At 71.8% G+C, this 13,014-nt stretch carries 7 protein-coding genes; all 7 read right to left on the reverse strand.

Annotated elements, in window-relative coordinates; translation table 11 throughout:
• Positions 1-8 precede the first annotated feature (8 nt).
• Complete coding sequence (locus VSH64_RS34825; RefSeq protein ID WP_326566993.1) at positions 9-449, reverse strand: hypothetical protein; 441 nt, start codon at positions 447-449, stop codon at positions 9-11.
• Positions 446-844 (reverse strand): YbaB/EbfC family nucleoid-associated protein, encoded by a 399-nt coding sequence (locus tag VSH64_RS34830; protein ID WP_326566994.1) that lies wholly within the window; start codon positions 842-844, stop codon positions 446-448. Before VSH64_RS34830 ends, VSH64_RS34825 begins: the two co-directional genes overlap by 4 nt.
• A gap of 11 nt (positions 845-855) precedes the next feature.
• Positions 856-4,173, reverse strand: coding sequence for a right-handed parallel beta-helix repeat-containing protein (locus tag VSH64_RS34835; RefSeq protein ID WP_326566995.1), 3,318 nt, complete (start codon positions 4,171-4,173; stop codon positions 856-858).
• 31 nt (positions 4,174-4,204) lie between these two features.
• The gene (locus VSH64_RS34840; protein ID WP_326566996.1) at positions 4,205-7,210 is read right to left on the reverse strand and encodes a hypothetical protein; all 3,006 of its coding nucleotides are present in this window, start codon (positions 7,208-7,210) and stop codon (positions 4,205-4,207) included.
• A 76-nt stretch (positions 7,211-7,286) separates the two neighbouring features.
• Complete coding sequence (locus VSH64_RS34845; RefSeq protein WP_326566997.1) at positions 7,287-7,556, reverse strand: type VII secretion protein EccB; 270 nt, start codon at positions 7,554-7,556, stop codon at positions 7,287-7,289.
• 15 nt (positions 7,557-7,571) lie between these two features.
• Positions 7,572-8,948: a type VII secretion integral membrane protein EccD gene (eccD, locus tag VSH64_RS34850; RefSeq protein ID WP_326838105.1), complete on the reverse strand. Its 1,377-nt coding sequence runs from the start codon at positions 8,946-8,948 to the stop codon at positions 7,572-7,574.
• A 64-nt stretch (positions 8,949-9,012) separates the two neighbouring features.
• On the reverse strand, positions 9,013-13,014 hold the full coding sequence (eccCa, locus tag VSH64_RS34855; protein WP_326566998.1) for a type VII secretion protein EccCa: 4,002 nt from the start codon (positions 13,012-13,014) through the stop codon (positions 9,013-9,015).

The raw sequence follows: 13,014 nt of genomic DNA on the forward strand, positions 1-13,014 counted from the left end.
CAAAAGACTCACTTCGCCGGCTTCGACGGAATCGTCGGCCGCAGAGCCGTGCCCTCACGCGCTTCCAGCGGCGCCGTGGGACCACCGCCGCCACCACCGGTCACGTCCGAGTTCAGCTGCGTGAAGTCCTGCCGCAGCGAGGTGGCGAGCTCGGTCGCGCCCTCGTCGACGTCGCGGAACGAGTCGGCCATGTCCCGCACGGCGGTCGTGGTGCCGTCCACCGCCTTGGCCCACGCGTCTAGGCCGGTGAAGATCTTGTTCGCCGCCTCGAGGTGCACGTTGGCGAAGTTCTGGCCGTTCTTGTCGTTGCCGGCCGCCGCCAGCACGCGGCCCGGGTTGGCCAGGCCGTGCACCTGCTGCGCCAGCGCCTGCAGTTCGGCCGCTTTCTGGGCGAAGCCGGTGGAGCTGTTGGTGAGCCCGTCGGCGTCGACGAAGAAGTCGTCAGTCATGCCTGGTTCCCTTCATCCATCCCGGGAACGCGTCCCGAGAACAGCGACCGCACGTCCACCCGGCCGTTCACCAAGTCCTGCGCGGAAAGTCCCGGCGGCAGCATCGGTGCCAGCGCCTCCGCGGAAGCGCTGATCGACTTCTGCCGCGCCTCCTCGACCGTTTTCACGATCACCGCCGCCAGCTCGGCCGGCGCCATCCTCTTGTACACACTGGTGGGGAAGGAAAGTTCGGTCAGCTCACCGGTGCGCGAAACCGTCGCGGTCACCTCGCGCCGAGCCGACGTGGCGCTGCTGGTGAGCGCGTCCACCTCTTGGCGGTTCTGCTCGAACCGGTCACGCTGCTGCTGGTACGCGCCCATCGCGTCGTCCAGCATCTTCTGGTACGGCGAACTCATGCGTTACCTCCTCAGCCGACCGACGCCAGGCCCGGGCCCAGCGCCAGCGCTCCGGTCTCGGGTGGGCGGATGCCCCGCAGGTCGGCCGCCGCGAGCGTGCGCGAAGCGGCCGCCACCGACAGCGTCCGCGCCAGCTCGTGGGCCGCGTACACGGTGTGCTCCGAAGACGACGCGAGCTCGTGGGCCAGCGCGTCGCGCACGTCGTCCGGCACGTCGTGGCCGCGCCGCACCAGCAGCCGCACGGCGATCTCCGCGAGTTCGTCCACTGTGTACTCGCCGAGCTCCCAGCCCACGCTGAACGAGGTCCGCAACGCCGGCACCACCCCGAGCAGCGCCGCCACCCGCGAGGTCTGCCCGGTCAGCACCACCACCGGATCGGCCGGCCGACGCGTCACAGCTTCCGCCACGGCCTCGACGACCTCCGCGCCCGAGCTGTGCGTCGCGATCTCCCAGTCACCGTCCACATCGAGCACGAGCACACCGCCGCTCGCGTCGTTCATCGCCGTGCGCACGAGGTGCTCGGCCTGCCCCGGCCACCGCGGGTAGAGGTCCGCGGCCACCGAACAGCGCACGAGCTGGCCCACGTTCACCAGCCCCAGCTCCGCCAGGCTCAGCGCATACAGCTTCGCGAACTCGGCCCGCCCGGAGCCGCGTTCACCGCTGATCACCAGGTTCGCCACGTGCCCCAGCGGCTGCCGCTCCTGCTTCAACCCGCCGAGGCGCACCAGCTGGCGCTGCGCGTTCTCCCGCACGCCGGCCTGGCCGACGAGCGTGCGCAGCCGGTTCCAGCCCGTGCTCGCGCCGACCGCCGCAGCCGGGTCCGAACCCACCGACACCGCGGCGGCCGCCGCGGCCGGCAGCTGCACCAGCTCGGCCCGCAGGTCCTCGGCCGTGAGCCGGTTGAGCTCCGAATCCTTCGACGGCGGCTGCAGCGCCAGCCGCGAGGCCTGGTTGTTCACCATGGCCTCGAACAGCTTGCGGGCCACACGACCGTTACCGAACGTCGCGTCCTTCGGCACCCGCTCGAAGTACTCGCGCAACGCGGTGATCGCGTCGTCGGTCAGCTCGTAGTAGTGCTTGCGCGTGAGGCCGGTGGTGATGGTCACCAGCTCGTCGACGCTGTAGTTCGGGAACTCGATCGTGCGCGTGAACCGCGACGCCAGACCGGGGTTCGACTGCAGGAACAGGTCCATCTGCTCGGAGTAGCCCGCGACGATCACCACCAGCGAGTCACGCTGGTCTTCCATGATCTTCATCAGCGCGTCGATGGCTTCCTGCCCGAAGTCCGGACCGGACCCGCCCGAACCCGCGGCCAGCGTGTACGCCTCGTCGATGAACAGCACGCCACCGATGGCCTTCTCGACCACCTCGGTGGTCTTGATCGCCGTCGAACCGATGTACTGGCCCACCAGGTCCTGGCGCGCCACTTCGATCATGTGGCCCTTCGACAGGATCCCCAGCTCCGCGAGCACCGTGCCGTAGAGCCGCGCGACCGTGGTCTTACCGGTACCGGGAGGGCCGGCGAACACGAGGTGACGCGACATCGGCGGCATCGGCAGGCCCATGCGCTCGCGCATCTGCGACATCTTGATCAGGTTGATCAGGCCGGTGACTTCCTTCTTCACCCCGGCCAGACCCACCAGCGACTCGAGCTCGCCCAGCGGCCCGTCGAGCACCTCGCCCGCCGCGTCGCTCACGGTCTGCGCGGACGGCTGCTCGGACGCCGACGGGAACTCGGCCGAGAGGCCCCCGGAGGGTTCGGCCCGCACCTGGTCGGTGCTCACGTTGTCCACAGTGGCCTGGTCGTCTTCCAGGCGGTGCACGGCTTCGCCGCCCGCGTCGTTGACCACGCAGTCGCGGATCGTCACCGGCTCGCGGGTGTCCACCCGGAACCCGTCACCACCGGCGCCGAGCACCTCGCACTCGACCAGCGACGCGCGCGAACCTTCTTCCAGCACCACACCGTTGCGCTGAGCGCTGCGCACGCGGCATCGGGAAGCGGTCAGCACCGACCCACCGGCCACGGTGATCCCGTCGCCCTTCGACTCGGCGATCTCGCAGTCCTGCAACGCGCTCTCGGCCGACCCCGAAACCCGCAGGCCACCCCCGCGCACGAGTACCGAGGTGAGCGAAGACGGCGTGCTCGCCCCGAGCGTCACGGCGTGTTCCGCGGTCGAGCCCACTCTGATGTCGGCCACGGTCACCCGCGCCGACTCGGTCGCCTCCAGCCCCGCCTCGCGGCCGGTCTCGATCGACGCGTCGGCCAGCTCCAACCGCGACTGTCCGGAAAGGACGATCCCGGGCCCGGCGTCGGTGTTCAGCCGCAGGCCGGTGATCTTCACGGCGGCCTCGGCGTTCACCAGCACCGCTGTCTGCGTGGAACCCCGCACGGTGGCGCGCTCGAACTTCGGCGCCGCCTCGCCGTCGACGAGGATCGCGACCGGCGAGCCCTCGAACGTGCAGTCCACGAACTGCGGCGCCGCGTTCGCCGTCGCCTGCACCGCGTTGCGCTCGGCACCGGAGAACACGCACTCGCGCAGCAGTGGTGCCGAAGACCCGGCCACGTGCGCGGCCTGCATCGGCGCGGCGACGAACTGTGAGTTCGCCACCGAGATCCGGCCTTGGCTGGTGAGATAAAGGTCAACGTTTGCGCTTTCGCGCACAGTGAGCCCCGTGATTGTTGCGCGGCCCTGTTGTTCCACCACCATCGCGGGCTTTTGTGCGCCGGTGATCTCGCAGTGTTCGATTACTGCCACCGCCTCGCCGTTCACGCAGATCCCGTTGCCCTGCGGGCGGCGCACGGCACACCGGCGCAGCACCACGGACCCGACCTCGGCCACCACGATCCCGGACGACGCCGCGTCGGTGATCTCCGTGTCCTCGATCGTGCTCTGCGCCGGCGAAGCCACGACCACGCCGGCCCCGGCGGAACTCGTGACCGTGCAGCCGCGCAACGCGAGCTGCCCCTGCAGGCGCGCGAGCAGCGTCGCCCAGGACGCGCCCGAGATCCGGCAGTCGTCGAGGGCCGCTTCGCCGCGCACGACGTCGACGGCCACGAGGTTGCTGTCGGTGCTGGTGAGCGTGAACCCGCGCAGCTGCACCGCTTCGGCGTTGGCCACGAGCACACTGCCCTCGTTCGCCACGACCTCGACGGTGCCCGCACCCTGCTCGGCGACCAGCGACACCATGCGGTCCACCACGAGGTTCTCCTCGTAGCGGCCCGGGTTCACACTGATCGTGGCCCCCGGCTGCGCCTGCGCCAGCGCCGCGCCGATGGTCGGCAACGCACCCGGCCGATCACCGCCGACCACGAGCAACTGTCGGTTCATCGACTCCGCCTCTCCCGCCTCGACACCACGCTCACACCAGCCCCGGGAGCGCCCCGAACCGCGGCGCGGCCACCTCGGCGATCGGCTCCCTGCCGTCGGCCTCGGCCCACACCTCGAGCTCCCGGCGCAGGGACACCAACGCCAGTTCGTCGAGGGAGATCCGGTCGGACGCGACCTTGCCGGTCTCGTCCACCTCGCTCGACGTCAGTTCCCGCAGCAGCACCAGCCCGCGCGCGCCATCGGCGGGCTCCCGCAGGTCCAGCACCTTGAAACTCGTGCCGGGCACGAACAGCACCCGGTTCTCCACCCCGCCCGCGACGGGTTCCAGCAGCTTGGTGCGGCGCGCGGTGATCGACCAGACCAGCACGTCGGTGTCGCCGTCCAAAGTAGACGCCGGTTGCGTGAGCGTGTTGAGGAAACCCCACTCGGTGAGTACCTTCTGCGCCCGGAACAGGGCCCATTCGGACTCCGACACCGACGTCGCGAACGTCGCCGGCCCGCGGTGCGAAGGCAGCCGGCTCAGGCCCGCCACCACGCAGCGCGCGATCGGCACGTGCGGCCCGTTGGCGCCGGTGCGCAGCGCGCCGTCGATGGCCGCGCCCTTCACCGACAGGTACAGCTGCACGGCGACCGCGTCGGTGAGCACCTCGGCCGACGACGTCGACAGCGCCCCCTGGAACCCCGGGTGCTCGGACAGGACGCGGGCCACGGCGTTGGACATCAGGCCGTACTCCGCGCCGAGCGACTTGCGCAGCCACTCGCGTTCCTTTTCCGCGCCACGCTTCGGCAGCAACGCCGTCGCCTCGGCATCCGGGGTCGGCTGCAGCCGCGCCTCGCCCTTCTCGACCTTCGCGACGGCCTCGACCGCCGCCTCGACCATGGCCTCGACAACCGGTTCGACGGCCGGCTCCGTGATCTCGGTGCCGGCTTCGGCGGTCTCGGTGTGCTGAGCATCCTCGACGGGCTCCGCGGCCTCGACCGGCGGCGGCGCCATCGGCGGCACGCCCGCGGCAGGCGGCATCCCGGCCGGCGGAGTCGCCGCCGGGGGCATTCCCACCGGCGGGGTGGCGGCGGGCGGCATCCCCGCGGCCGGCGACAGTCCGGCGGGCGGAGTCGCCGCGGGCGGCATTCCGGCCGGCGGCGTGGCGGCCGGCGGCATCCCCACGGGTGGAGTCGCGGCGGGCGGCATCGGCGCGGGCGGAACCACGGGCGCCGACGGCATCCCGACCGGCGGCGCGGCCGGCGGGGGCGGCGTGCTCGGACCCGCGAACCCGGTCGGCGGCTGAGCGAACGTGCCCGGCCCCGCGAACCCACTCGGCGTTCCGAACTTCGGCGCCGCCGCCGGACCCGCCAACGCGGCCGGCACCTCAGGCCCACCGTGCGGACCCGCCGCCGGCTTGTCCTCCCGTGCACCCCCGAACGGCCCGGCAGTCTTCTCCGCACCGGGAGAACCCGGCGAGGTCGGCAAACCCGGCGGCACAGGCGCGACCGGCAGCATCGGCGGCCGAGCCGACGTGATCGTGATCGGACCACCCCCGGCCAGCGACCGCGGCACCCCGACCCCGGGGTCCAGCCGCTGCGTGATCGTCGGCTCCGAGCGCAGCAACGCCGGCTCCGGCGCCGCGGCCACCTCGAGGTCCACGGGCGCGGCCGGCTTGTACTCGCGCGGCACCACGACCTCCGTCGGGCCGGCCTCGAGCAGCGCCGGCGTGGGCGCGCTGTCACCCTGCTCGATCTCGGCCAGGGCCTTGCTGGTCACCTGCGCACGCGAGCGTTCGGCCAGCAACGCGGCCGCCGGCAGCACGCGGCTCATCCGGCGGGTGTTCTCGTCGAGCCGCGCGAGCACGTCCTGCGCCAGCATCCGCATGCGGTCCGCGGCGTCTTCACTGGCCGCGTCGAAAGTCAGGTTGTTGAGGGAGTTGTCGAGCGTCATCGCGCGCACGGCCGGAGTGTCGCGGCCGTCGTGCGGCGAACGCACGAGCAGGCCCGACTGCACGACCTCGATCACGGCGTCGGGCGCGTACCAGTACACGGCCGGCGCGACCTCGTTGAGGCCGTGGATCGGCGCGCGGTGGCTGATCAGGCGCGGCATCGGCGCGGGCGCGCCCTGCGGCACGCGCGGGGAGTAGCCGATCTCGCGCACGAACGTGGTCCAGCCGAGACGGCCGTCGAACAGCACCGTGCGCACGTCGACCAACTGCGGCGAGCCGACGGGCAGGCCGGTGTAGAACGCGACCTCCTTGCCCAGCAGGTCGGCCAGCGCCTGGCCCAGCGAGGTCCCCGCGGGCACCGACATCGGCCCGTACTGCACGAACCGGGCGTTGGTGCGCACGTTTTCCGGCAGCCGCATCCACAGGCGGGCCGCGTCGTCGAGCGTGAGCGGCGGGCTGCCGGGGCAGCCCAGCACGATCGTCATCGTGTCGTGCTGCGCGGGCAGGCCCTTCACCAGCGCGGCGCGGTGAGCGCGCTGCTGCTGGTCGAAGCCCACCGGCCGCACCCACAGGCCACCCGGCAGCGGCTCGGCGACCCCGCGCGAGCTGGTGGACGTGAGCTCGGCGGTGAGCCCGGAATCCCACGACGGGCGCGGGAACCGTTTGGCCTCCCACTTCGGCGCGCGGCCCGGCTGGAACTTGACCCAGCCGCTGCCGCGTCCGGAGTGGACGAACAGCGCGCCGCCGGCGCTCGGGATCACCGAGCCGTCGGGCGCCAGCACCGTGCGGTTGATCCGCTCCGAGAGCCACTGCCCGGCCAGCGCCGAGGTCTCCCGCGACCGCCCGCCGATCACCAGCCGCACCCCGCGGCGGCGGCGCGGCAGCACCTTCGCCACCGATTCCCACAGCGAGATCGGTGAGTCGACCGGCAGGTCCACCACCACGAGGTCGTGCTCGGTGTCGGCCGCGACGCCGAGCGCCAGCGCCTGGGCCTCGTCGGTCATCCCGGTCGAGGGGTGGACGACAAGAGCGTTGCCGACCGTCTGCTTGTCCAGGGTGGTGGTGCCGGCGGCACCGGTCCCGCGACGCACGAGCGAGAGGTCCATGGTCAGCTTCGTCCTTCCTGCCGGCACCGGCCCGAGCTCCCGGCACAAACTGTCACGTGCGGCGTGATCCGCTGGTTCAGGTGGGGATGCGCACCGTGTGCGACGGCCCGCCCGGGCCGCCCGTCGGTGCGGACGGCGCGCTTCCGCCGGTGTGGTGCGCGATCAGGCCGTAGACGAAGAACCCCACCACGATCAGCAGCGCCAGCAGCGCGCCGCCGAGCAGGCCGTTCCACGTCCGCTTGGCCGGCACGTCGAGGTGGCTCGCGTCGCCCAGCACCAGGGCCGAGGTCATCCGTCCGATGAGGAACGAATACGCCTCGACGTGGTCCTTCTGCGTCTGCACCATGTCAGCTCACCCCGTTCACGCCGTGAGTCCGGTCGCCCAGCCGTAGACCCCGAACAGCTGCAGCAGGATCGGGATCACCGCCACCGCGCTCAACGTCTCGGTCCAGTTGGCCAGGTGGCCCCAGATCGGCAGCAGGCGCCGCGGCGGCGGCCGCAGCATCGCCAGCACCAGCAGGAAGAACACCAGCCCGAGCCCGCCGGCCGACACCCCTCGCCAGTTGGCGGCCATCGGGTCGACCAGCGACACCGCGAGCAGCACGAGCCCGATCGAGCCGGCCACCGAGAGCGGCACCCGCTGCCACGCGCCGAGCAGCGCGCGCGAGCGCATCAGCACCGCCGCGGCCACCAGGAACGCCAGCACCTTCGGGAACAGGTCCTGCTCCGCGAGGAACGGGAACGCGCAGGTGAACACCACCGCCGAGGCGATGCAGAAGATCGTGAGGTAACCGTCGGCGTAGGCCGTCTGCTTCACCATCTGCTCCGCCGGCGCCGGCTCGATGTCGTACTGCAGCTCCGACGCGGTGCGCGGCAGCTGCGGGCCGCGGATGCGCGCGAAGCGGATGCCGATGCGCGGCGCGAACACGAGCACCGCGATGAGCACGGCCGTGACGAGGCCGGCGGTCTGCGTGGTCGTCATGCCGGCGCCGAGGTGCAGCCACATCGAGATGGCCCCGGCCACGCCGGTCGCCACCACCGCGCCGAACGGCACGAACGGCACCCCGGGCGACCACGCCGCGCGCCCGCCGATGATCAGGCCGCCGGCCAGCGCGAACGTGAGCGAGCCGACCAGGATCGGTGCGCCCTGCAGGTCGAACGCCGCGTCGACACCGGCCACGCCCACGGCACCGGCGATCGCGGCGAACCCGCAACCGCCGAGGCCCAGCAGGAGCAGCAGCGCCGCGTCGTCCGAGCGCACCCCGCACGCGACCGCGGCCACGACGAGGCCGAGCGCCACCACGGCCGTCCCGATCGCCGAGAGACCCAGCGGGCCCGGCATGAGCAGGAGCCACGCGAGCACAACCTGCGCGAAGATCGCGAAGCCGAGGAACAGCCAGCGGTTGAACTCCGGCTTCCAGCGGCCCGGCTGACGGCTCACGGCGGTGGCCATGCCGTCGGCGATGTCGTCGAAGTCCAGCTCCGGCAGCGGGTCCTGGCGGGGGCAGAGGTGGAACTCCTCGCCTTCCTTCCAGTCCAGCGACTCCGGCGTGCCGGCCGCGTCGAGCGGAGCCTCGCCGAGCCGCTGCAGCACCCACGTGTCGGCCAGGTCCTCACGGCCGCCGGTGTGGCGCAGCAGCACCGGCAGCAGACTGGTCAGCGGCACCGACATCGGCACGGCCAGATCGGCCCGCCCCTGCGGCCCGTACACCGTGATCCGGCAGAGCTCGCCCTGCATGGCGGTCAACGTCGGCTCCTTCCAGCGCGAGTGTCGTCCTCGGAAAAGCGGTAGCCGTCAGCGCTCATCGCAGGCCGCCCACCAGTTGCTGCTGTTCGGCTTCCGCGCCGAGTGGCACGTAGCCGGTCTGCATGAGCTTCACCCCGCGGCGCGTCACGAGCTGCGCGCGGCCCGCGGGCAGGTTGCGCGGTGTCGCCTCGCCGAGGAACTTGCCTTCTTCCTTGGGGTAGGAGAAGACCACGCCGGGGCTGCCGAGCTCCCACGCCCGGCGGATCACCGGGTCGCTCAGCGCCCGCATCACGCCGGAGGTGCTGCGCGCGACGATGAGGTGGAATCCGATGTAGGCGCCCTGCGAGAGCAGCGACAGCAGCGGTTCGAGCGGCGAACCCATGCCGCCGGTGAGCAGCTGGTAGTCGTCGACCACGAAGAACAGCCGCGGGCCGGTCCACCAGTCGCGGCGCTTGAGCCGGTCGGCGGTGATGCTCTGGTCCGGCACGCGCGGGGTCAGCGACACGCTCGCCTGCGCGGCCAGCTCCTGCAGCGTCTCGGTGGTGGTCGCGTAGCCCACGCGGTAGGCCTCGGGGACCTCCGTGTCGAGCATGCGGCTCGGGTCGGCGAGCACGATCTTCGCCTCGCTCGGCTGGTAGCGCGCGAGCACCGAGCGGATGACCAGCCGCAGCAGGTTGGTCTTGCCGGTTTCGTTGTCGCCGAAGGTGAGCAGGTGCGGGGTGGCCTCGAAGTTGTGCCACACCGGCAACAGCCGCTGCTCGTCCTGGCCCAGCGCGATCCGCAGATCGCCGTCCGGGCGCGGGAGCTCGGTGATCGGGAGCGTGTTCGGCAGCATCCGCACCGCCGGCGCCTTGCGGCCCGGCCAGAACGTGTGCACCTCTTCGGCCACCGCCTTGGTGGCCGCCGCGACGTCCTCGGTCGCCGAGCTGCCGTCCATGCGCGGCAGGGCCGCGAGGAAGTGCAGCCCGTCCGGCGTCATGCCGCGGCCCGGCTGGTTCGGCACCGTCTTGGCCTTGCGCGAGCCGATCTCCGACTCCATCGGGTCACCGAGGCGCAGCTCGAACCGCGTCTGCAGCAGGTCGCGCAGGTACGGGCGGATCTCCGACCAGCGCGTGGACGCGATCACCACGTGGATGCCGAACGACAGACCGCGCGAAGCCAGCTCGCCGATCTTCTGCTCCAGCTCCGAGTAGTCGTTCTTCAGGCTGTACCAGCCGTCGACGACCAGGAAGACGTCGCCGAACGGGTCGTCGACCTGGCCGCGGCGGCGCAGCTGCCGGTAGACCTCCATCGACTCGACCCCGCGGTCGGAGAACACGTTCTCGCGGTACTCCATGATCTGCGAGATCTCTTCGATGGTCCGCACCACCCGGTCGCGCTCGAGGCGCGTGGCGACCGAGCCGACGTGCGGCAGGCCGCTGATCGACATGATGCCGCCACCGCCGAAGTCCAGTCCGTAGAACTGCACCTCCTCCGGCGTGTGCGTCATCGCGAGCGCCAGCACCAGCGTGCGCACGATCGTCGACTTGCCGGTCTTCGGGCCACCCACCACGGCCACGTGGCCGGCGGCGCTCGACAGGTCGGCCATCAGCAGCTCGCGCACCTGCTCGAACGGCCGGTCGATCATGCCCATCGGCACCCGCAGGCGGCCGTGGTGCGCCGGGTCCTGCACGCTCATGCCGCGCACCGGGTCGGGCAGCACACTCGGCAGCAGGGAGTCGAGGCTCGGCGACTCCGCCAGCGGCGGCAGCCACACCTGACGCGCCGCCGGGCCCGCGCCCGTGAGCCGGTCGACGAACACGTCGGCCAGCGTCGGGCCGACCGGCGCCGCGTCGAGAGCGTCCACATCGGACAGCTTCTTCTCGGCGGGATCCGGCTCGTCGTCGCGGATGATGAACCGGCTCGGGCGCGCCTGGGTGAAGAACGGCACCACCTCGCGGCTCACGCGGGCGGCGTCGGCGTGGCCCTCGCCGTTGCCGGCGGGCACCGGACCGGACACGTACGCGGCCTTGAAGCGCACCAGGTTCGTGGTGTCGATCTTGAGGAAACCGTTGCCCGGCTCCGACGGCAGCTCGTACGCGCTGCCGACCCCGATCACGCTGCGCGACTCCATCGAGGAGAACGTGCGCAGCGCGATCCGGTACGACAGGTGGCCTTCCACGCGGTGGATGCGGCCCTCGTCCAGCCGCTGCGACGCGAGCAGCAGGTGCACACCGAGACTTCGCCCGAGGCGCCCGACGGACACGAACAGCTCCATGAACTCCGGCTTCGCGCTCAACAGCTCGGAGAACTCGTCCACCACCAGGAACAGCGTCGGCATCGGCGCCAGCTGCTCACCGGCCGCGCGGGCCTTCTCGTACTCGTACAGCGACGGGTAACCGCTGGCCCGCAGCTGTTCCTGCCGGCGCACCATCTCACCGTTGAGCGAGTCCTGCATGCGGTCGACCAGCGGCAGCTCGTCGGCGAGGTTGGTGATCATCGCCGAGGTGTGCGGCAGCCGGTCCATGCCCAGGAACGTCGCGCCACCCTTGAAGTCCACCAGCACGAAGTTGAGGATCTCCGACGAATGCGTGGCCGCGAGCCCCAGCACGAGCGTGCGCAGCAGCTCCGACTTGCCCGAACCCGTGGCGCCGATCAGCATGCCGTGCGGGCCCATGCCGCCCTGCGCCGACTCCTTCAGGTCCAGCTCGACGATCTCGCCCTCTTCGGTCACGCCGATCGGCACCGACATCCGGGCCCGCTGCACCGCGCGCGGCCGCCACTGGGCCGGGATGTCGAACGTGTGCACGTCCTTGATGTTCAGCAGCGCCGTGAGGCCGAAGTCGCTCTCCAGCGGCTGTTCCGCGATCTCCAGCGTGCCGCTCGTGCGCTTCGGCGCCAGCAGCCGCGCCAGGCCTTCGACCTGCGTCACCGACAGTTCGTCGCGCAACGCCGAGCCCGCGCCGGTGCCGGCGGGGAACTCGACGAGGTCGTCCTTCGTGGTCAGCCGCAGCACCTTCGGGCCACCGGGCAACGCGCCCGTGACGTCGAGCAGCACCACGTTGCGCAGGCCCGCGCCGACCAGCCGCGAAGACTCCGGGATCGGCGCCAGGTGCGCCACGATCACCACGAGCGGCTCGCTCGTGGTCGGGCCCACCGACTTGTCGTGGTCGTCGCGGTCGGCGACGTCCGGGCCCAGGATGTCCATCAGCTCGTCGTGGTCCGTCGCCAGCAGCCGCAACGGGCCGGCCGGATCACGGAACGTCGGGTGGTTGTTGTGCGGCATCCACTTCACCCAGTCCCACTGCGGCTGGGCGGCCTCGGTCGTCAGCACCGCCACGCGCAGCTCGTCGGGCGAATGGAACGTGATCAGCTGCGCGAGCATCGCCCGCACCAGCCCCACGGCGGCTTCCGGGTCACCGTCGAATTCCACGCTCGTGAAGCTGCGCAGCCCCACGGCGGTCGGGATGCCCGACAGCGTCCGGTACGTCTCGGTGAAGCGCCGCAACGAGATCGCCGACAGCGGGTCGAGGTCCTCGATCGGTTTGGTGACCGGCGGCATCAGCTCCAGCGCCGACTGCTGCGAACCGAGCCCGATGCGCACGCGGCCGAAGTCGTCGTGGCTCACCCGCCGCTCCCACAGCCGCGGCCCCATCGCCAGCGACCACAGCGAATCCGGCGACGGGTTGTTCCACGCCACCGCCCGCCGCTGCAGCTCCGCGGTGGACCGGGCCCGGTCGCGCACCTGCGCGATGTAGCGCAGGTAGTCGCGGCGCTCGGCCTTCATCTTCCGCTTGCGCTCACCGGCCGAACGCGAGAGCTGGCCCAGGCTCATGGCCATCATCGACACGCCCATGCCGCCACCGAGCACGTACGTCATCGGCGAACTACCGCCGACGCCCGAGAACGCCAGGATCATCACCATCGACCCGATGCCCATCGGCAGCATCATCAACAGCGAGTTGAAGTCCCGGGCCGCCGGCTCGGCGAGCACCGGTGGTTCCTGCAGGTCTTCCTGCCCCTCGGGCAGCTCCGGACCCGCGACCCGCGGGCCGCGCTTCACCGTTTCCGTACTCAC

It is taken from the genome of Amycolatopsis rhabdoformis, assembly GCF_035918295.1.
GTDB lineage: Bacteria > Actinomycetota > Actinomycetes > Mycobacteriales > Pseudonocardiaceae > Amycolatopsis > Amycolatopsis rhabdoformis.